The organism is Gordonia pseudamarae, assembly GCF_025273675.1.
In the GTDB taxonomy this organism is placed as follows: domain Bacteria; phylum Actinomycetota; class Actinomycetes; order Mycobacteriales; family Mycobacteriaceae; genus Gordonia; species Gordonia pseudamarae.
In genome coordinates this window covers 194,558-215,187 of the sequence record NZ_CP045809.1, presented here as the reverse complement: position 1 = coordinate 215,187, position 20,630 = coordinate 194,558, and the positions used below count along the sequence as shown (strand labels likewise).

The window sequence follows — 20,630 nt, the reverse complement described above, 5'->3', positions numbered from 1 at the left end:
GGGCCGACGGGGTCGGGTGCCGCAGGTCAGGACCGTTCACCGCGCATCAGTGACTCGAGTGCCCTGATCGCCGGCACCGCGTCGGCCAGTGCCCTGCGATCGTCGTCGGCGAGCATCCGCACATAGCCCTCGGCGATCTCGGTGTACTCGCGCCGACGGGCGCGGACCAGCTCGGCGCCGCTTTCGGTGAGCTTGACCAGGGAGGCCCGGCCGTCGGCGGGGTCAGCCCGCCGCACCACCAGGCCGTCGCGTTCGAGCGAGTGCACCAGGGTGGTCATCGTTGGCTGCGTGACCCCCTGCCGGGCGGCGAGGGCGGTGACCCGCATCGGGCCGTCGGTGAACAGCGCCGACAGCGTCGAGGACGAGGTCATACTCATCTCGCGCGGCCGGTGCCGGAGCATCGCGCTCAGCAGCGCGAAGATCGTATCCGCCAGCTCGGCATTGCCCACCGTACCGAGCAGCGTGTCCGGTATTTCCATTTCGCGGGTCACGCTCCGAGTGTAAGGGATCCGAACAGGATACATAGTCTTTTTATATAAAGAATCTATGCACACGTGTCCGGACCCCTCCGCATTCCGACAGCCGACAGCCGTGTGGGCCGCCGTACCCGTTCCCACCCGGCCACTCCCCACCCAGTCGAAAAGTCTTTCAGCCCAGGGGTTTCGAAATCGGCAGGTTCACAAAGCTCGGCCGATCGGGGTCGAGCCGAATGTGCTGCGGCCTGAGCTGGGAGGCGTTGAGCAACGGACGCAACGGCAGACCGCGCGGCAGGTTCATCGCGAACACGTCGACGCGGAGCCGGTGCCCGGCCCTGATCTTTGCCTCGGTGGGCAGCAGACCGATGTCGACGGTCACCGGCCTACCCGGAGTGACCGGTTGCCGTGCACTCAGCGTCATCGTGAGGTGCGGGTCGATGACGTCGCCGTTGGGGGCGAACTCCGACTTGGCGGCGTCGTAGTCACGCAGCGACGCGACCAGCTGACCGGATGCGAGCACCTTGGACGTACCGTCCGGCGCAACATCGTTGAGGGTGGCCACCCAGTAGCCGTCGGTGGCGTCGAGCACCGTGTTCAGCCGCACGTTGGTGTAGCCGGACACGCTGCGGGTGGTGGCCACGGGGGCACTGGTGAAGGTGAGCGCGTCACGCTCGGAGAACCGTGCATCGTCCGAACACACCGGGAGGACGGCGACGACACCGATCGTCTGCTGCGCACTGTCACGGGAACAGACGGTCGCCAGACCCGGCGAGACAGTTAGTCGCCCACGCGAGTTCACCTTCGCGGTCGTGAGCGATCCGTCGCGCACCGCGTACGGTGCCGTGCCCGAACGCCTGTCGCTCAGATATAGGCGCTGACGGTGCATTCCGGCGCGCGGGAACTGGTCGGCGGTGATCCAGTTGTCGCCCACGTTCTGCAGGACCACCGGCCCGTACTCGTCGATACCGTTGTCGATGCCCTTGAGCCACTTGTCGAACCAGGCTCGTTGCAGCACGTCCAGGCGCGACGGGGTGCCGTTCTTGCCGAACTGCCCGGCACCGATCGTGATGTGGTAGCCGTCGCCCATGATCAGCTTCTTCTTGTTCGGCGGCAACGGGATCCGGTTGAACATCCGCACCTCGCTGTTGGTGAACAGATCGAACCAGCCGCCATAGATCATGGTGGGCACGGTGATCTTGTCGGCACCCGACAGCCACGACGAACGTTCGTCGGAACTCTCGTCCAACAGGCTCTTCAGATTCGGCGGGATCGACGCGATATCCGGAACGGTCAGCGCTGCGAGAAGTTGCGGGTAGAAGGTGCCCGGCTCACTCATCCTGTCGGCCAGCCACTTCCAGTCGAAGGTGCCGTTCATCATCGACGCGACGTTCGGGATCAGCTTGGTGGCGTTGACCAATGTCAGCCACAGCGGCAGGAACCCGACACCGAGTCCGCCGCCCGGCGCCACCACGTCGCGGATCAGGTCGCCGCCCGGCTCGACGGGGAAAATCGCCTTGAGCGCCTTGGGCGCCATCTTGGCGGCGTAAATCTGGTTGATCCCCGAATACGACACCCCGGCCATGCCGATCTTGCCGTCGGACCACTTCTGTGCGGCCGCCCAGTTGATGACCTCGATGGTGTCCATCTGCTCCCGGCTGCGGAACACATCCCACGTGCCCTGGGAGAAACCGGTGCCGCGCACGTCGACGACGACCTGGGTATAGCCGCTGCGAATGAGGTTGTCATCGACCATCATCGTCTTGATGCCCTTGTCGCGGATGGTGCCGATCAGGTCGTCACCACCGCGCAACGGGCCGGTCAGGCGCACCTTGGACAGGACCTGATCCAGGAACGGCTCGAGCACCGGGTGCTGGATGACCGCCGACCCCAGCGAGGTGAGCAGTTTGGTGTACGGGGTCAGGTTGACGATGACCGGCGTCCTGGTGTCGACGGGCCGCTGCCGGGCGTCCGCGGGACGGTAGATGTCGGCCCGCAGGACGGTGCCGTCGCTCATCCGGATCGGGACGTCGGTCCGCACACTCACCCCGGCGTACTTTTGTTTGCCGTCGTGTGTGGCCGTCCACTGTTTGCCTGCCGGGCCTCCGGTCGGATCGGCCGTGGCCACACCCGCTCCGCCCAGGCCGACCACGACCGCCGACACCGTTGCCAGCGCCGCCGCTCGAAATCCGATCTTCGGGCGCTCTCCCCGCCGCCGAGTCATGTATCCATTCCCTCCCGCAGAAGAACATGCGATATCACATATTCGGGAGGACAATATCAGTTAGCAGCGTCACATCATACGGATCCCCTGACCCGTATGGCCCGAAGCGGACTATTCACACGCGACACCGTCGCCGTCCCGGTCCAGTGTGCGTGAATAGCCCGGATCACCTGCATGAATAGGCGCCTTGCCCGCCGCCCGGACCTGTGCGCAACTGGAGTAGCGGACGCTGCCCCCGCCGTCCCCTGTCGTCGGGGCGGCAGTCGTCGTCGGGGCCTCGGTCACCTCGTCCGTCGAGGTTTCCAGTACCCGCCTCGGGGTTGCCGTCGTGGTCTCCGAATCCTTCGGCACGGTGGTGGTGCGATCGGTGGTGGTCGGCTTCCGCGAGACCGTCGAGTCGGTCGTCGTGGCACCGCAGGTGGCGAGCACCCGTTGCATCGCCAACTTCTCCGCCGCCGTCACCCACAGGCGGTACTTCGCCTTCACCTCGATCTGACGGGCGACATAGGTGCACCGATACGACCGGTTCGGCGGCAGCCACGTCGCCGCGTCGCCGTCACCCTTCCGCGAGTTGGTGGGGCCGTCGGTGGGCTGCAGGTTGACCGGATCGTTGGCGAGGTTGCGGCGTTCGTCCACGGTGAGCCGCTGCGCTCCCTTCTGCCAGGCATCCGACAGGGCGACGACGTGGTCGATCTGTACCGCCGACGACGTGCCCTCCCCGCGCACGAAGGCGATATCGCGGCCGGTGTACGGGTCGTGCAGGGTCCCCGACAGGACGACGCAGCCGCGGGTGCCGGATTTGACGGTGACTTCGTCGAGATCCTTGAGCATGTCGTTGCGGGTGTCGCAGCCGTTGTGCCCGCCGTCGACGTCGACATCGTCGGACCACCCGCTGCCGAACTCCGACCGGCTGTACCCGGTCTTGGGCGCGCGCCCCTTCACATCGAGTTCGTCGAGCCGACGCAGCGCCGCCGTCGCCTCCCGGCCCAGCATCCGGGTGGTCGACATCGGCTCGGTGGTCGAGGCGCGGTCCGAGACGGACGGGCCGGACGGGGTCGATGGCGAACCGCCGGACGCGGCGGTGGTGGACGCGGTGACGGCAGCGGTGTCGACCTCATCGTCATCCGGTGAGCCGACAAGCCCCACGACGACGAGCAACCCGACGATCAGCGCACCGACACCTGCCGGCCACAGCCATCGACGAGGCCGGCGGCGGGGCGCGCCCGGTGACCCGGTCGGGTCCGGCGGCGGCGTGAACGGTGGCAGGCCGTCGGCGTCGGCATAGCGGTCGGACCATGCGGTCCCGTCCCACCAGCGCATTCGCCCAGTGCCCGCCGGATCGGCGAACCATCCCGCGGTCGGCATACCTGATGGCATCGATTACCTGCTCCCGTTGTTCTCCATACCGTCGTGGCACCGATATCTGTACCGTCGACAGCGCGAGAATTGTTACACGGAACCGGCAGCCGCCCCGCGTATCATCTGCTTCGACGATGTTCGGTTTTTCCGTGTTCGCATAGAGTGGTGTCTGTTGTATGTCGACACGACAGACGTCGGTACACCTCACCGTCGGTACACCTCACCGTCGGCACACTGACCACAGGAAGGGTTTTCACAATGGGCGTGAGCCTGAGCAAGGGCGGAAATGTCTCGCTGAGCAAGGAGGCCCCCGGCCTCACCGCGGTCTCGGTCGGCCTCGGCTGGGATGTCCGGACCACCACCGGCGCCGACTTCGACCTCGACGCCAGCGCCATCGCGCTGGGACCGGACAAGAAGACGCTGTCCGATCAGCACTTCGTGTTCTTCAACAACCTCCGTTCGCCCGAGGGCTCGATCGAGCACCTGGGCGACAACCTGACCGGCAGCGGCGACGGCGACGACGAGGTGATCAACGTCGACCTGGCGGGCACCCCCCCGACCATCGACTCGATCGTCTTCCCCGTCTCCATCTACGACGCGGAGACCCGCGCACAGTCGTTCGGCCAGGTCCGCAACGCCTACATCCGCGTGCTCAACCAGGCCAACGGCCAGGAGATCGCCCGCTACGACCTGACCGAGGACGCCTCCACCGAGACCGCGATGGTCTTCGGTGAGCTGTACCGGCACGGCGCCGACTGGAAGTTCCGCGCGGTCGGCCAGGGCTATGCCTCGGGTCTGCGCGGTATCGCGCAAGACTTCGGCGTCAACGTCTGACCAGCGCACCTCACGTGCTCGGGACCGGCACCATGCCGGGCCCGAGCACGTTTTGCGGGTTATCCTTGCGCCGGACCCCGACCTCCCGGACCCCGACTCCGTAGTGCCCCGGACGATCACCGCATCGTCCGCGCAACCTATTGCCCGCATGAAAGGCCCCGCGAACTCTCGTGCTACTTCGCATCTTCGGACTCTCGTTCGCCATCACGATCATCTCGCTGATCGTCGCGTTCCTCTATGGCGGGCCCGAGGCCCTCTTCCTCACCCTGATCCTCGGTATTCTCGAGGTCAGCCTGTCCTTCGACAACGCCGTCATCAACGCCACCGTCCTGCGCCGGATGAGTGAGTTCTGGCAGAAGATCTTCCTCACCATCGGTGTGCTCATCGCCGTTTTCGGTATGCGCCTGGTGTTCCCGCTGGCCATCGTGTGGCTCACCGCGGGCCTGAACCCGGTCGACGCCCTCGACCTCGCGCTCAACCCACCGGCCCAGGGCGAAACCTACGAATCGATCATCACCGACGCCCACCCGCAGATCGCGGCGTTCGGCGGCATGTTCCTGCTGATGCTCTTCCTCGGCTTCGTGCTGGAGGAGAAGGAGCTGACCTGGCTCACGTGGATCGAACGTCCACTGGAGAAGATCGGCAAACTCGAAGCACTCGAGGTCGTCCTGGCCATCGGTCTGCTGCTCATCACGGCCGAATTCATCGCCCCCGACGACAAGCGGGCCACTGTCATGGTGGCCGGTGCCCTCGGCATGATCACCTACATCGCGGTCAACGGGCTCGGCGAACTGTTCCACACCGAGCAGTTCGAGGAGGACGAGGACGCAGAGGAGGCATCCACCGCGGAATCGTCCACGGCAGAGAACGTCGCCGGCAACAGCCGCAAGGGCCCGAGCGAACTGGCCAAGGCCACCGGTAAGGCCGGCTTCTTCCTGTTCCTCTACCTTGAGGTGCTCGATGCGTCGTTCTCGTTCGACGGCGTGATCGGCGCGTTCGCGATCACCGCCGACCCGATCATCATCGCGCTGGGTCTCGGCCTGATCGGCGCCATGTTCGTGCGTTCGCTGACGGTGTACCTGGTCCGCCAGGGCACCCTGTCGGAGTACGTGTACCTCGAGCACGGTGCGCACTGGGCGATCGGCGCACTCGCGCTGATCCTGCTGTACTCCATCGGTACCCACGTGCCCGAGGTCGTCACCGGCCTCGTCGGCGTGGTGCTCATCGGCGCGGCGCTCATCTCAAGCGTCATCCGCCGCCGCAACGAGCAGGCCAAGGAATTGGCCTCGGTCTGACGGCGTCCGCTCCCGACACATCCCGCCCGGATTCTTCCGGGCGGGATGTGTGTTTCGGGGACAGAATGTTCGGTCAGCCGGTGGTGACGCCGAAGCTCGCGACGGTCGCCGCCAGGTCCGGATAGGCGGTGCCTTCGGCCCAGAACTTCCAGGCGGCAGATTCCCGGACCAGGCGCCCGTACACCACCGACCGGGCGTCGGGCACACCCGAGTTCAGGTTGTAGTCGGCGAAGACGGCATCGTTGCGGCGCAGGGTGATCCTCGCTCCCGGGATCCGGCCGAAGCCCACCTCGGCGCCGTAGACGGTGACCGCGACCGCGACCTGCGCGACCTCCACGTCGAGCGTGGCCAGGTCGATCACCAAGGTCTGCTCCGGTCCCTGCTTGTCCAAGCTGATGGTCCCGTCGGGTGTGGCGGCGTTGTTGAAGTAGACGAAGTGCTTGTCGGAGATGACCTTTCCCGTCCGGTCCAGCGCGTAGCCGGACAGGTCCACCTCGTAGCCGAGCGAACCGACCGGGTCGACCTCCACGGTGACGGTGACCCGGTCCGGTGCCGGGCCGCCCCGGTCCCTGCTCATGTCTATCGCCATGCTGCCCTCTCCCCCGTCATGTGTGTGCCTGCCCGGTTCACGATCTGGACACGCCGCCGTCGGCCAGTACCCATCCGATCGGGTCCAGACAGCGGAACGGCGAGATCCCACTGCGGTGGAGTTTTTCGCCCACCGGCGGCATCCCGAGTGCCGAGACCGCGAAAAACCTGTTCTCGTAGTACTGGCCGGTGACCGGATTACGCAGTGTCCGCAACATCGGTCCGGCATGCAGCCGCTGCAGCAGGCTCACCACCTCGGCGTGCAGGAGGATGCCGTCATCCTCGTCATACTCGGTACCGATCAGACCAGGGTCGCGGTTGAAGGCCGCCCCTGGATTGGCCATCACCCGCCCCCACGAGCTCTGCTCGACCCTCGACAGGGCTTGCAGTGCGTCGAATTTGGACAGCACCAGGCCGATCTTCGGGTTGCCGGCCCCGATCAGGGCCATCACCTTGCGCAACACATCACCCGGATCGCCGCCGATCAGAGTGGTCGGCGGCACCAGGTCGAGCAGCTGATCGGAGACGTCCCGCACCCGCAGCGGGTCGAAGAGGAACAACACCGCGTGCGCGAGCCCGAAGAACTCCCACGACGGTCCCCCGGTGTCGGCGTTCTCCAGATCCTCGCCGGCGACGTCGCGGATCACCAGGTACCGCTGCCGGTCGCCCCAGAAACCCATGGCGAAGATCAGCGGCGGCTGATGGGCGGCGACGGCGGCCGCCGGAGTGGCCGCGGCGATGCCCCGCTGCTCGAACAGCGGCCGCTCGTAGGTGGCTGCGTACGTGCGTTCGGTGACCGCGTCGGCGGCGGTGATCTCGGCCTCGGAATGGGCGAGGAACTTCTTGAGCTGCTTGATCAGAACCGCGATATACACGGTCTTGCCGGTGTAGCGGGCGCCGGCCATCGCGATGCAGGTGGCCTCGCCCGACCGCCAGTGCGGCGGAAGTTCGTAGTGGCAGATCGGGCACACCTCGATCCCGTTGGCCTCCGAGGGTATCGGCGTCCAGGTGTGGTCGGCGCCCGCCGGACGACGCACCGACCGCACCGGGCGGCCGTGCACATCGCCGCCCGCGTACCGGGAGGCAACCGGATCGAGTTCGATCCGGTTGTCGGTGGAATCCCCCGTCGCTTCGCTCGCCCCGGTGTCGGTCCAGGCGAAATCGTCCTCGGGAAGATCGTGAAAACATCGGGGACATTTGATCATCGGATGTCCCTCGCCACACTGCTCGATGCCACACTGCTCGATGCCGCGAGGCCCGCCGCCGCGAGCAACTCCCCCACCACCCGCGAGACCAACTGCGGTTGCCCGGCGAGAAACTCCCGGCCGTCGACGCCCGGCGGCGGCAGCGGACAGCGGGAACCCGCGAATCCGGGTCCGTCGGTGGCCGACGAACAGTCCGAAAGCACCAAGGCCAAAACACCTTTCACCGTATCGACCACTCCGGCGCCGTCGGTGAGCACCACCGTCAGCGACCGTCCGCCGGGCCGGGTGATCGCCGCATTGACGTCTACCGAAAATCCCAGGCCCGGCGCCGGGACCGCGCCGAGATGACCGCCGAGGGCGTCACCGGCGAACGACTGCTGCCCGGCTGTCGCCGGACCCGGAACAGTGAGCGTGATCGGCTCCCCGGTCGAGAGCACCGCCGCCATCCCGGCCACGATGTCGGCGGCAGCGGCCACCATCCCGGAGGCGAACAACGGCGCCATCGACACCGACGTGTCGACGACGCAGCCCATCGTGACCCGGTGCGCCTCATCGATCTGGTCGGCGTGCAGCACCCCACGGCAGGCCACTCGCGCCTGCGCGGCGACCGGCGGCAGCGGGGCGTCCGGTATGGCGAGCCTCGTGGTCACCCGCACCGAGGCGCCCTCACCCAGATGCTGATCCTGCGGCGCCAGGGTGGCCAGTTCGAGGAAACTCAGTCCGGACACATCGCGCGGGGCCAGCTGGATCACATCGGCGCCGATGTCACCGGAGTCGTCCGGACCCAGGGTCACGTGCAGCACCGTGCCCTGATCGAACCTGTCCCGGCCGCCGTCGGGCACAGCGGCGACCACGACCTCCACGTCGACCCGCGGCAGGATCAGCAGACTCCCGGTGTGCTGGACAACCCGGACCTCCCGCCCGTCCCGTGCCCGCGCCAGCAGCCGGGCACCCGGGCCCACGGCACCGCCCACGGTCAGCGCCACGGCGATCGGCCTGCGCGGCAACTCCGCCGACGCCTTGCCGTCCAGAACAAAAGTGGCCATCAGCGTATATCCTTTCCGCTTCGGGGCGACAACCCACGATCACGCGCCTGGTGACCGAACTCCTTGAGCCAGTCCTTCGCCGCGTTCCGGTACTCATCGAAAAACGCCTCGGCCCGCGCCGCATCGCCGCGGGCCACGACGGGCCACGCCGTATCGCGCAGCGCGCTCTCCGAGTCGGCCACCGGATATCCGTCGGCGATCAGCCTCTCAAGGATACGGTCGACCCAGGCGGGATCGGCGATGTCCATGAGAGTGCGGACGGGCGGCCGTCCGTCGACGAACCGCAGAAATGATTGCGCCACCAACCAGTTCGTGTCGATGACACCGGTCTGACTCAGATATTTGAGCAGTTGGTACACCGGCTTGCGGATCGGGCTCAGCGCCGTCGACATCGGTGTGGGCGCCACCCCGGCCGGCGGTGCCCACGCCTCGCCCGCGAGTTGCCCGACGACGTAGCCCGCGCAGATCGTCTGTGTCAGGTCGGGAGCGCACGCACGCATCGACACCACGTCGTCGGCGACACACAGGCGAACCGCACCGAGCAGTTGCTCACGGGTCAGCGGGGCCCGGTTCGGATCGGCGCGCCAACGGCGCAGCACGGCGGCGGCGACCGTCGCGTCGGTGCCCTCCGGTTCCCGGCCCGGATCGCGCTCGGCGGTGATCACCTGGTCGAACAGCCGCTGATCGACCGGCCCGGTGAACACGGGGGTACGCAACAACGCCGGGCCCGTGCGTTCGGGTTCGCTACTCGACCAGTTGCGCAGGTCCTCGACATCGGGGCATTCGAGTTCGATGATCGCGGCGACGAGCCCCCGGCATTCGGCGTCGCTGTAGTGCTCCGAGGCGATCGCCGAGTTCACCGCGTCGGTGGCCCATTCCCGTCGCGTGGCGCGGTCGGTGCGCACGGTGAGCGGATCGCCCAGAACCTGGGCCACCGCAAGCGGATACAGATAGGAGTCGGCGCGGGTGGGATTGGCGGGCACCGGAATGCCCGGCTCCGTACGGGAATCGGCGAACACCCACATCCAGTGGGCGGCCGGGATCGCCCACAGGCCATCGGCGCGATACCGGGCCAGGAGCGGACGCACATACCCGGCGCGCACGTCCGGGCCGATCAACGTCGGTGCTAAGCCGACCGGCCAGTTCTGTTGCGGTTCCCAGAAGAACTCGCCCAGTCCGCTCACGTCCAGCGCGCCGACCAGTTCATTGCTGATCCGGTCGAACTCGTCGCCGCGCAGGGCCACCCGGTCGATGACCTCGGCCAGCCGCAGTCCCTCCGTCAACAGTCCGGCCGAGTCCTCCCCGCCACGGCGACCGGCGAGTGCGGCAATACGTTCGTCGAGGTCCGGACGCAACACGGTCAGGTCCACCACCCGCACCGACGGCACCGACTCCACCGGTCCCGTCACAACCCATCGTGGGTCGGCGATCACGGCCGCCAAGAACCGGATACCGCGCGCATCGACCGGTCCGCCGTGCTCATGGGCCTGCACGAACTCGGCCAGCAGCTGATCGGCGGTGCGAGGGTTGGCCTCTCGGGCTGTGGCAACACGCCGGGCGGCCCACGGCACCCGGTTCACACCATCGGGGGCGTCCTCCGCGATCGCCCTGAGCGCATCGGCATGGAACTCGGCCAGATCCGGAACCTCTTCGACTGCGATCGCCAACGGCCACAACGGGGTCAACGTGCCATCGGCGAACTCCTCGGCCACCTCCTCACAGCGGGTGAGCACGCTGATCGCGATGTGCTCGTCGGCGAGCACACCCTCGGCGAGCACCGAGAGCAACCCGACCGGCACCTCGCCACGGGCGACCCCGTGCGTGGAGCCCAGATCACCGAGGTCGGGCACCTCGGCCTCGTCGATGACGACGGCACCGGTGGGACGTCCGGGTTCGGGGTCGGCGGTCCTGGGCATCGCTATCAGATGCACGCCCCGGCCGATGTCGGCCTCGGCGTACTCGAGTCCGTCGTGGGTGGCCCACGAGAATCGTTGTGCGACCGAAAGCGGCAGAAAGAAACTCACCGCGGCGATCCACCGGGCCGCGGTGCTCTGTCCCGGGCTGCCCGATTGCGGGCTACCGGGGTCGGCGGTCAACAGCACCACCGACGGCCCACCGGCGAGGGCGCGGGCAACCGCGTCGAGCAGCACCCGGAACACCCCCTGCCGATCGATGGCCTGCCCGAGCAGGAACTGAACCGCCGACACCAGGTTGATCTCCGGATTGGGCCGGGGTAACCCCTGCCCGTCGATGGTCGCCGCCGCGACGTTCACCGGACCGTAGGGGATGAGCCAGTCCGCCGAACGCCAGCGGACGATGGGCCGGTCCGCGCGGGCAGCGACCGGCCGCCGGTCGACGGCCACATGTGCGAACACATTGCCCGGACGTCCCGACGCGTCGCGCCCGGCATCTACGGTGTGCCAGTAGGCACCCGACCCGTCGAGCATCTGGTAGCTCAATCGTCCTGGGCGCGAGTCGATCTGATTCTGGGTGGGGAATTGCGGCAGCCTCGGTTCGAGATCGAAGACCGTCGGGATGCGCTTGATCAGCACATCCTGCTCGGCTTGATGCAGTTGTCCCACAACCTGTTTGATCTGCCATCCACCGGGCCCGGAACCGTCGTCGAAACTGGTGTAGGTCAACTGCGCCGCCGGAGACGGCGCGACACCGCTACTACTACCGGCTGCCGCGATATCCATCACCGCTATCCCCACATTCCGGGTGCCGTCGGGGGCATGGGGTTCTGGGACACAGGATTGTGGGACATTTGATCGGGGATGTACAGAAACCGTAGCGGCGGATCGAAGAGCGCGACCTGGCGTGTCCGCCGGCCTCCGGTGACGAACAACCGTAGATAGCCACGGAGCCTGCCGATATCGAACGTCCACTCCGTGGGCACGACCCGGCCCGCCCGGAGCACTCCGCCGATCCGGCAGTGCGGCACCGGTCCGGCCGGGGAATCGAGCTCGATGTGCTGTCCGTCGTGCTGTTCGAGCGGTAACCGGGAGGGATTGTTGACCAGCCCCAGTGTGGGCGGCGCCTCGATGTCGTTGTCGGCCCGCAGGAACAGCCGCACCCGCCGAGACCCGGGCTCCACCGCCTCGAACCAGTACGACAGCCGTTCCAGACCCGGATACAGCAGCGAGGCGACCTCACCGCGAATAGTCTCACCGCGTGAATAGGCAACCGGCACAAGGCACACCTGACATCCCGACCAGTGCAACAGCCGTGGCCGGAAGGTGAGCGCACCGTCGCTTTCGTGGACCGCCTTGGTGATCTCGGCCGACGGATATTCCTGGGCGCAGATCTCCTCCGGCGACAACGACACCGACCCGACGAAGGCCTGCACGGCGGCTGCCCCGGCGGGCCAGCCGAAGGTGACCAGCTGGGTGTGGAAACGCTCGACGATCCGCGGTTCGGACACCGCCGCGAGCGGCCTGGTGTGCACGCGGGTGCCGCCGACCCGCACCCGGCCGTTCGACACCGTCACCGGGGTGATGTAGGCACGCTCCCAGTCCTGCGGCCAGATCACCCCGACCATCTGCGACCGCGTCGGATCCAGGGCCACGATCGGGTCCTTGATCAGCTTCTCGTCGGTGAATCCCTCCGCGACGATGACCGATTCGTCGCGGTCCTCGCTGTCCAGGCCCGCGGGCGGCTCGGCCGGGAACCGGTAGATGCGCACGCTCTGTCCTGAATCCGGTGTGGTCCACTGTAATCCGAAGGTGCTCCGGTCATCGCCCATCTCCACGTGCAGGTCCGTGATGGGTGTCAGTTCCACGGGCACGAGGACTTCCTGCTGGCGCGGGCGCGAGAGCCGCACCGTGCCGGCCAGATCCACCTCGGCGATCGCCCGGTACAGAAAACGCAGACCGCGTGGGGCGTCGACGTCGACAAAACCGGTCAGGTTGGGCCGATCCACACAGATCTGGTTGTGCGGGTTGCTCGCGGGCGGCGCGGAGCCATCGAGCGGGATCCGGTACACCCGCACCGCACGGGTACCCGGAAACACCGTCCACCGACCGATGATCCGGCCACCGTCCTCGGTGATCGTCATCGAGTCGACCGGGCTCAATTCGTGGCCGACCGCCCATCTGACCGGTTGTCGTGCGCACGCCGACGACACGTCGGCCCCGACGTGGCACCACACCTCGAACAGCCGCACCGCCGAACTCAGAAACCTGCCGTCGGCAGCCGTTGTCGATGTGGTGGTGGTGATCAGTTCTCCGGCCTCGGGCCGGTAGACCGTCGGGGGCGCGGCCCCCGACCCGTCGGCCGACACCAACCGGTACACCACCACCTCCCCCGGCTGAGCCGGCCACGGATCCCACGACAGCGCGACGCCGTCGGCGTCACCGGTGATGGTGATGCGACCCGGTTCGACATCGGTCTCGGGATAGTCATAGTCGCAGAAGTCGCGGTGCGTCAGGTTCAGCAGGCCACCGTCGACCGGCGCCGCGGGCTGTACGGGTGCCGGGGGCGCGGCCGGTGTCGGCACGGCCGCGACCGGGGTCGTCGCTGTCGGAGTGGCTACTTTCGGGTTCGTCGGGGTGGAACGTTGTCCGGCAGCCGGTTCGGTGGTGCTCGGCTCGTCGACGGCGAAGCGGGCGAACACCGCGGCGATATCGGCGGCCAGGCCCTTGGCCTGGCCGGGCAGTTTCACCCGGATGACGTCCTCACCGGTCTGGTTGTATTTGACCAGGTTGCGCAGGGTGATGTCCTTGATCGCCTCGGCACCCTCCACTCCGGCCGCGATCTGCCCGGCCCGCCAGTCGATGAGAGCCTGGAAGATCAGCGTCCGACGGTCCGGAACCGGCTGTGGTGGTTCGGGTTCGGACTCGGGCTCAGCGATCGGGGGTACGGCCGCGGCGGCCGATGCCGGCATCCGGTCCTCGGCCGCCGGGGCCTCCGGAACACGTGGCACCCCCGGCGGGGTGCGCAACGCGTCGGGCAGGAAGTCGACAGCAGCCGCCGGAAACACCCCGAGGCGCACCTGGTGGAACAGATGGTCGACGGTGGGCCGCCAGGCGAGCTCCACCGGATCGGTCGCACTCATCCACCAGTCCGCCGGGTGGCGCGAGATCTCGGTCAGGCGTTTCGATTCCGGCACCATCAGGCCGCGGTCGGCCGCGTCGCGAAACCACCTGAGCAGAACGTCCAGATTGCCGTCAGTATCACCGGACACCATGTCAGAACTCAAATCCCTTTCCGAGGTCCGGGGCCCGGAACTCATCGGACCGGCCGGCTCCCGCCCTGTCTGTTCCCGCCCTGTCTGTTCCCGCCCTGTCCGCACCGGTCTTGTACAACGGCGGTGGGCCCGAATCGGGGGCGCTGCCCGCATCGGCGGCCCAGCCGGCATCGGGAACCGCCGGGCCGGCCACCGACCGGATCTGGTCGGGCCGCAATGCGTCACTGAACTGGGTTGCCGCACAGACGATGCCCAGACCCAGTCGGGAGCTGTGCCGGATGTCGGTGACCACGCGGGCCGCCGATCCGGCGATCGCGGTGTCGGTGAGTAAGCTCGTCGGGAACGAACCGGCGGGCGCGGCCGGACGGTCGAGCCCGGCCAGGAAGTCGGCCACCGACACCTGGGGTCCGCCGGTGACGGAGACACTGCCCACCAGTCGCCCGGTCAGGCCCGCCAGCGAACCGTCCAGCAGCCCGAGCGACTCCTGCCACACCAGTTCGGCGCCGGTCGAGGTGATGGCCCTGCTGTACAGATCCGACGACCAGCGATCCAGTTCCGACCCCGAGCCGCTCCCGTTATCGGTCCACAATGGCGATGTGGTGGCGGCGAACTCGTAACCGAACTGCTGCGGCGCGGCCACCGCGAGCAGCTTGTCCCAGGAGTCGGTGAGCCAGCCCGGACGGAATAGGTCGCGGCGCAGATAGCCGGCGGCGGTGGCCGTCTCGGCCTCGTCGGGCACCACCGCCCCCAGCCCCGCCGCCATCGGCAGGCCCCACGCGATGGGCACGGGGTCGGCGTCGGTGTGTGCGTCCGGACCGAGCGGTCCGGCCAGGAAGGCGCCGATCGCCCGGCTCCACGACAAGAACTGTCCGTACGCTCGGGACAGCCTGCGCAGGTCGGCCAGTGCTGTCTGCAGGTTCTGCTGGTCGATTCTCTGCTCGCTCGTGACCGATGTGCGCTGATGGATCAGTGCGAACAGTCGGCGCTGAATGTTGATGAAGGCGACGGCGAGACAGGTCAGTGCGGCCGCGATCGATCCGGCGACGATGCTGACGGCCGTCCAGACCCCGATGACCTCCCGGTAGCCGAGGTAGCCCACGACCACGGCCAGCACCACGAGCACCGCGACCGTCACCTGCACCCACCGGGCCAGGCGCAGATCGCCGGCCGGCGCCTGCGGGGCGGGCTGGGCATTGCGCAGCTTCTCCCACAGGTGCGCCGCCTCCTGGTTGCAGTTGTGGAAAGCATGTGCGAGTTGATCGCCGACCTGCACACCGAAGCTGCGGGCGTGAGCTCGCTGCCACTGGCCCAGCGCGGTCAGTGTCGACGCGGCACCCAATCCGAGGTCCCGGTCGCGCTGCAACTCGCTCAGGCGGCGGCGCAGATCCCCGATACCGAGCGGGTCCGTGGCGTCGACTCCGTCGAAGCCGGTTGCCGCGGCCACCACGCCGGGGATGTCGCTGAACCGGGACTCCTTGCCGGGCACCGCATCCTGGGCGCGTGGCAGGATTCCACGGGCCGCACCCACCCTGATCGGCGGGAGCTCACCGGAGCGGTCGCCGGCGTCGCCGAGCGTCATCGCCGCCCGGGCGTAGTCCTGCCATACCCCGGACAGATCGGCCGCCGCCTCCTGCAGCGGCTGCTGACCGGAGTTCGCACCCGCGGCCATGGTATCGCTGATATAGCCTGAGGCGGACCCGATCTCGTTCCAGTTGGCGTAGCCGCCGTCTGCGCGGCGACCACGCACCACCACCTCGTAGGCGGCGTTGCCCTCGGAGAACACCGCCTGCTGGACCTGTGCGGCCATCCGGCCCGCGGCATTGCCGACCACCTTGTTGTACCAGGCCGATGGCGCGTTCTTCATCGCCGCCCAGAGGAATCCGAAGAACATCTTCAGTGCCGCCCAACCGCTGAGGGCGTCGACGGTTTCGGTTTCGTACGCGATCCTGGGCCCGCGGAGCACGTCGGCGTGCTTGCGCCACAACGCCGTCGCCATCGTGTGTGCCGCCATACCCACGTCGTCGACGTAGACCACCCGGGTCCGTTGTTGATCACCGGGCAGCGGAAACCGCCCGTCCTGGGCGAGCACCTGATGGCGCAGCGCCGCCTCGGCGGCAGTGGCGTCCAGTCGCCGATAGTACGAACGGGCCAGGCGGACAACACGTCCGGGAAGCACTGCGGTGTCGTCGAGGGGTGCGTGTGCCGGGCCCGTCCACAACCCGCACAGGCCGGCCACCACCGGCGCGGCGGTGCGGCCGATGTCGGCGGGCGATGGATCGGCGGGTGTGGCCACCCGGCCGAAATCGGGTCCACGCGAATCCTCGGGCGAGACAATGATGTTGTGCCAGCCCTCGACCACGGTGGTGCCGAGATCGGCCGCACAGCCCTGCGGCCCGGTGAGCAGACAGCGGATGCGCACCACGCCGGCGGCTGCCGTCGCCGTCGCCAGCGCCGACACCACCGACAGTTCCGCGGGCACCGACAGGGTGCGCTCGGCCTCGTAGGCGGGTACCAGCGAACACACCCGCAGCAGCGAGATCTGTTGCGCGGTGACGAACTGATCGAGCCGGACATCGGTGGACCGTCCCGCCTCGATGACCGTCAGCCCCTCGATCGGGACGTCGGCTGAGGGATCGGAGATCCAGGCGAACCGGTCGACGATACCCGCGGCTGACAGGTCGACGAGGGCGGCCAGCACGCCGTCGGTGCGGCCGCCCGGCGCGATGAACACGGTGAACGCCACCATCAGAGCATCCCCCCGAGCGGACCCTCGAAGCCCGAACTGAATGTGGGCGCCGACCAGTCCTCACCCTGGGCGGTGGGCAGGGGTGCGGCGCCGTTCGTCTGCGGGGGCCGTTTGGCGGCGGCCACCGCGGACGGCATCAGGGCGAGCAGTTCGTTCGCGGCCCAGTACACGTCGGGGGCGAGGTCGCGGAAGAACGGGGTCTTGGCGGCCTGAGCGCGCACCCCGATCACCGAGAACACCCCGCCGCCGCGGGCGGGCGGGACACCGGCCACGACCGCGTCACCGGGCGCCATGAAGTGCTGGGAGACGAAACCGGCGTAGTCGCGCAGGTAGGCGCTCGCCCGTTCGGCGCGTTCATCGATGCCCAGCCCCTCCCCCGTGTCCTTGACCACCGACGCCAGTCCGGTGCCCGAGTCGCCGGTGCGCAGCCAGTCGGCGAGGTTGCGGTGCCCGGCGAGCAGGGTGCGCGCTTCCGGTCCGGTGGTGGAGTTCTCCTGCGCGCTGTCGAAGATGTGCCGCAACGCCCGGTAGGGCTGCATCGAGGTCATCACCGGTGGCTGATGCGACTGCGCGATGGCCAGCAGCACCGATTCGAGGACCGCGGGCAGCCAGTCGTAGTCGGCGAGGAACTCCGACGGCGGGGTGAGCAGGGGGTGCGGGAAGGGCAGCCATTGCCGGGTATCGGTGTCCCACACCCGCACCGGCTGGCCGAACGGCGGTTCGGGGGTACGGACGAAGCCGACGACCCGCCCGAGCAGCCAGCCCGCCACCATGGCGCGGCGTTCGGCCTCATGCATCGGCAGACTCGCCTCCAGCGGCCGGGCGCGGCGGTACGTCCAGAACGCCGACCGCTCGGCCGGCGAGGCTGCGAGCCACTGCCGGGCTGCGGGTTCGACGACCGACTCGTAGGCCAGCGGCGAATAGTTGGGGTACGAGCCGAAGATGTCGATCCGTTTGATGTTGCGTTCATCGCTGAGCGCGTTCTCGAAGGCGCTCACACTGTTGCTGTCGACCTTGCCGCGCTGGGCCAGCGCGGTTCCCAGGCGGTCGCCCACCTCAAGACCGTGGAAGGGGGCCGCCGAGAACTTGTAGCGGTACACCATCTCCGACACTCCGTGGATGGCCTGCATGGCGTTCTCGTTGACGCTCGCCAGCGGCCGGGCCAGGTCGACGGCCTCCCCGAAGCGCAGCAGCAGATCCTGTCTGCGCCTGTTCAATTCCGTCTCCGGAACCCTGCTTTCGGAGCCGGTCACGTATTCGCGCAACGACACCGCACAGAACCGATCGAACGACTCACCCGTTCGGGCGATGAATTCCCTTGCTCTGCTGAGCAGTTCACCGGGCGCGGTGTGCACCTTGTACGCGGCGGGTGCGGCGATGAGGGTGTCGCCGGTCTCCGGGTGGCGGGGAAAGGCCCGCGACACCCACGCGGTGGTGCGTTCGACGACCGGACACAGCTCGCTCGGCGGGCGTTTGCCGCCGACGGTGGTCCACGACCCGGTGATCACGTGGTGCGAGGCCCTGGTCACCGCCAGGACCAGCGCCTGGGCGTCCACCGAGGTCAGCCCGACCGAACTTGGCAGGTCGGTTTCGTAGCGCTGCTGGAACTCGCCGGAGCGGGTCAGCATCACCTCGTTGTCGGCCTCGGCGAACCGTTCGGACACCCGCTCGTCGGCATCCGACGGCCAGGCCGCGTACTCGTCCGTCTGCAGATGGGCCAGGCCCGCCTCGCGGCGCGGCGTCGACGCGGCCTGGCGCAGCAGCGACTGCGACTCGTTGAGCGCGGTAATCAGCGGCTCGATGACCTCGGTGACCAGTGCCCCTGCGGCGGTGGAGATCTGGTATGACAGGGCGGCGTACAGCTGCTGGTTGATGTTGGCCTGCAGCCCGGAGAACACCTGATCGGCAACCGCTCCGGGGCTGGCCAGGGTGCCGCGCAACGCGGACAGGGTGCGCTTGACCTCAGGGGTCGCCTCGACGACGTCGGCGGGGGTGTAACTCGAAAGGTTGTACGCCTCGGGCATCACCACGTCCTGCAGCATCCGCGAGACCCGCTTGACAAGGCCGGTGGCATAAGGCAATCCGAGTGTGGCCAAGGCATGGGTGACCGCGCGTTCGAGGGCATCGGCCAGCCGCTGCTGCCAATGGTAGGCGATCGCGTACGCCGCCGAGGCAGCATCGCTCTTGACCGTTTCGCGCTGCTCGGCCAGCACCCGGTACACCTGTCCGGCCCACTGTTCGCCGTTGACACCCGGCGAGACGTCCAACCGCGGGCGCACCGTCTGGTTGACGATCATCGAGGACTGCTGGTTGACTTGCTGGGCGGGCAGCACCACATTCGACAGCCACTGCGCGGTACCCGCCCCGGCACTTCCCGTCGCTCCACTCGCCCCGGGCAATCCCAGGTTGCGGCAGATGTTGTCCCACTGATTGTCGAGGGCGGCGTTGACCTGTTCCTCATCGGAGGCGGGGTTGCCCGGACGCAGGTGACCGTGCAGCAGGCGGTCGGCGCTGCTGCGCGCCAGTCGCTGGGCGGCGTATTCGGCGTACCGATCGCGGCCCATACTCAGACTGGCGAAACCGAAGGTGCCCCAGGGGATGTTGTTCCACTGCCGATTGCCCCAGCCCAGATATTCCAGCGAACCCTGGTCGCCGACACCGTTGGTGAGATCCCACTCGACGAACTGCTGCATCGCCGGCGCGGACAGCGTCAGGCCGGCCAGGCCGCGGCCCAGACCCCGGTAGACCGCATCCGGGGTGCCGTCGCCGAACACGGTGCGCTGCGCGCCGACGTACCGGCCGACAGGGAAGACCCGCGCGAACGGGATCCGAGCGCCCTCGCCGTGTTCGTGGCCCAGTGCCCGCAGCAGTTCCACATCCGACTGGCGGGCCGATCCCGTCTGCGCGGCGACGATCTCACCGAGCATCGCCAGCGCGTTGGCCCGGGTTCCGGTGACCGCGGACGGTGGCAGCGTCTCGAAGATGTCGGGGGTCACCATGAACACCGCCATCAGTCGCGGGTCCACACCCTGCACGAGGGTCAGTACGCGGCAGATGTCCAGCGCCATCGACGCCCCCGCCCCGCCCGCCATCGACGAGACGACCAGCACCAGCGGCTGATCGTCGGGCCGGTAGGCGCCGGCGCCCGGGATATGCAGCGAACGCATCTCGGTGTCGGTGGAGGTCAGATACAGCTGATCCCAGGCCCGCTGCAACGACTCGCGCACCTGGGTGACGCGGCTGAGTGTGATCATCCGGCCCAGCGCCCGGTACTGTCCGGCGCCGGTCGACAGCGGCGTGTACACGGTGTCGGGTTCGCGGGGTGCCCAGGTGGCGATGGTGTCGAGCTGTTGACCGGCGGCCAGTCGCTGCGACAGCGCGTTGTCGAGAACCTTGTAGCTGTCGCTCTCCGGTCCGGTCCCCACGTACACGCCGCCCTGATCGCGGACCGAGCCCACGCCCCCGACCCGCGACGGTGTGGTCGGCACATCCAGGTGCACGAACTGCCAGCCGGCCGGAATCCGGCCGATGCCATGCGCGGCCAGTTCCGAGCGCAGCTGATCCATCATGTAAGCCAGCGTCGCGCCGCCCGAGCCACCGCAACCGACGATCAGTAGTCGCCTCATATGTCCCTCAACCCTTCGCGGTGGCCGGTCCGGTCACCTGGTTATG

Annotated in this window: 12 protein-coding genes; 2 read left to right on the top strand and 10 right to left on the bottom strand. The window is 68.2% G+C overall.

Annotated features, from left to right (window positions below; translation table 11 throughout):
• Window positions 1–26: 26 nt before the first annotated feature.
• From GII31_RS00880 to GII31_RS00870, 3 genes are all read right to left on the bottom strand, one after another.
• On the bottom strand, window positions 27–491 hold the full coding sequence (locus GII31_RS00880; protein ID WP_246222041.1) for a MarR family winged helix-turn-helix transcriptional regulator: 465 nt from the start codon (window positions 489–491) through the stop codon (window positions 27–29).
• 157 nt (window positions 492–648) lie between these two features.
• Window positions 649–2,697, bottom strand: coding sequence for a CocE/NonD family hydrolase (locus tag GII31_RS00875; RefSeq protein WP_213245936.1), 2,049 nt, complete (start codon window positions 2,695–2,697; stop codon window positions 649–651).
• A 111-nt stretch (window positions 2,698–2,808) separates the two neighbouring features.
• Window positions 2,809–4,074 (bottom strand): GmrSD restriction endonuclease domain-containing protein, encoded by a 1,266-nt coding sequence (locus GII31_RS00870; RefSeq protein ID WP_260840224.1) that lies wholly within the window; start codon window positions 4,072–4,074, stop codon window positions 2,809–2,811.
• Between the two features lie 240 nt (window positions 4,075–4,314).
• Here GII31_RS00870 and GII31_RS00865 point away from each other — a divergent pair, with 240 nt between their 5' ends.
• Window positions 4,315–4,890, top strand: a complete 576-nt coding sequence (locus tag GII31_RS00865; RefSeq protein WP_213245933.1) for a TerD family protein — start codon at window positions 4,315–4,317, stop codon at window positions 4,888–4,890.
• 170 nt (window positions 4,891–5,060) lie between these two features.
• Window positions 5,061–6,185: a DUF475 domain-containing protein gene (locus GII31_RS00860; RefSeq protein WP_213245931.1), complete on the top strand. Its 1,125-nt coding sequence runs from the start codon at window positions 5,061–5,063 to the stop codon at window positions 6,183–6,185.
• Window positions 6,186–6,258: 73 nt separating this feature from the next.
• Here the strand turns inward: GII31_RS00860 and GII31_RS00855 are convergent, their stop codons facing one another.
• Genes GII31_RS00855 through GII31_RS00825 form a run of 7 tightly spaced genes read right to left on the bottom strand, consistent with a single transcriptional unit; the run spans window position 6,259 to window position 20,584 of the window.
• Window positions 6,259–6,774 carry a TerD family protein gene (locus GII31_RS00855; RefSeq protein WP_213245929.1) on the bottom strand — a complete coding sequence of 172 codons (516 nt, stop codon included), beginning with the start codon at window positions 6,772–6,774 and terminating at the stop codon, window positions 6,259–6,261.
• A 37-nt stretch (window positions 6,775–6,811) separates the two neighbouring features.
• A complete protein-coding gene (locus tag GII31_RS00850; RefSeq protein WP_213245927.1) occupies window positions 6,812–7,978 on the bottom strand; it encodes a hypothetical protein in 1,167 nt (388 codons plus the stop codon).
• A complete protein-coding gene (locus GII31_RS00845; protein ID WP_213245925.1) occupies window positions 7,975–9,024 on the bottom strand; it encodes a hypothetical protein in 1,050 nt (349 codons plus the stop codon). Before GII31_RS00845 ends, GII31_RS00850 begins: the two co-directional genes overlap by 4 nt.
• A complete protein-coding gene (locus GII31_RS00840; RefSeq protein ID WP_260840223.1) occupies window positions 9,024–11,723 on the bottom strand; it encodes a GAP1-N2 domain-containing protein in 2,700 nt (899 codons plus the stop codon). The genes GII31_RS00845 and GII31_RS00840 overlap by 1 nt, the downstream gene beginning before the upstream one ends.
• A gap of 5 nt (window positions 11,724–11,728) precedes the next feature.
• Entirely contained in the window at window positions 11,729–14,212 is a 2,484-nt protein-coding gene (locus tag GII31_RS00835; RefSeq protein WP_213245921.1) for a hypothetical protein, read from the bottom strand.
• 1 nt (window position 14,213) lies between these two features.
• Window positions 14,214–16,958 carry a hypothetical protein gene (locus tag GII31_RS00830; RefSeq protein ID WP_213245919.1) on the bottom strand — a complete coding sequence of 915 codons (2,745 nt, stop codon included), beginning with the start codon at window positions 16,956–16,958 and terminating at the stop codon, window positions 14,214–14,216.
• Complete coding sequence (locus GII31_RS00825; RefSeq protein ID WP_213245917.1) at window positions 16,958–20,584, bottom strand: tubulin-like doman-containing protein; 3,627 nt, start codon at window positions 20,582–20,584, stop codon at window positions 16,958–16,960. The genes GII31_RS00830 and GII31_RS00825 overlap by 1 nt, the downstream gene beginning before the upstream one ends.
• Between the last annotated feature and the right edge of the window lie 46 nt (window positions 20,585–20,630).

Bases quoted from the DNA above. Each gene is read 5' to 3' on its own strand.
- GII31_RS00875 (WP_213245936.1), bottom strand. From the start codon at position 2,697: ATGACTCGGCGGCGGGGAGAGCGCCCGAAGATCGGATTTCGAGCGGCG.
- GII31_RS00870 (WP_260840224.1), bottom strand. From the start codon at position 4,074: ATGCCATCAGGTATGCCGACCGCGGGATGGTTCGCCGATCCGGCGGGC.
- GII31_RS00865 (WP_213245933.1), top strand. From the start codon at position 4,315: ATGGGCGTGAGCCTGAGCAAGGGCGGAAATGTCTCGCTGAGCAAGGAG.
- GII31_RS00855 (WP_213245929.1), bottom strand. From the start codon at position 6,774: ATGGCGATAGACATGAGCAGGGACCGGGGCGGCCCGGCACCGGACCGG.
- GII31_RS00850 (WP_213245927.1), bottom strand. From the start codon at position 7,978: ATGATCAAATGTCCCCGATGTTTTCACGATCTTCCCGAGGACGATTTC.
- GII31_RS00845 (WP_213245925.1), bottom strand. From the start codon at position 9,024: ATGGCCACTTTTGTTCTGGACGGCAAGGCGTCGGCGGAGTTGCCGCGC.
- GII31_RS00840 (WP_260840223.1), bottom strand. From the start codon at position 11,723: ATGGATATCGCGGCAGCCGGTAGTAGTAGCGGTGTCGCGCCGTCTCCG.
- GII31_RS00835 (WP_213245921.1), bottom strand. From the start codon at position 14,212: ATGGTGTCCGGTGATACTGACGGCAATCTGGACGTTCTGCTCAGGTGG.
- GII31_RS00830 (WP_213245919.1), bottom strand. From the start codon at position 16,958: ATGGTGGCGTTCACCGTGTTCATCGCGCCGGGCGGCCGCACCGACGGC.
- GII31_RS00825 (WP_213245917.1), bottom strand. From the start codon at position 20,584: ATGAGGCGACTACTGATCGTCGGTTGCGGTGGCTCGGGCGGCGCGACG.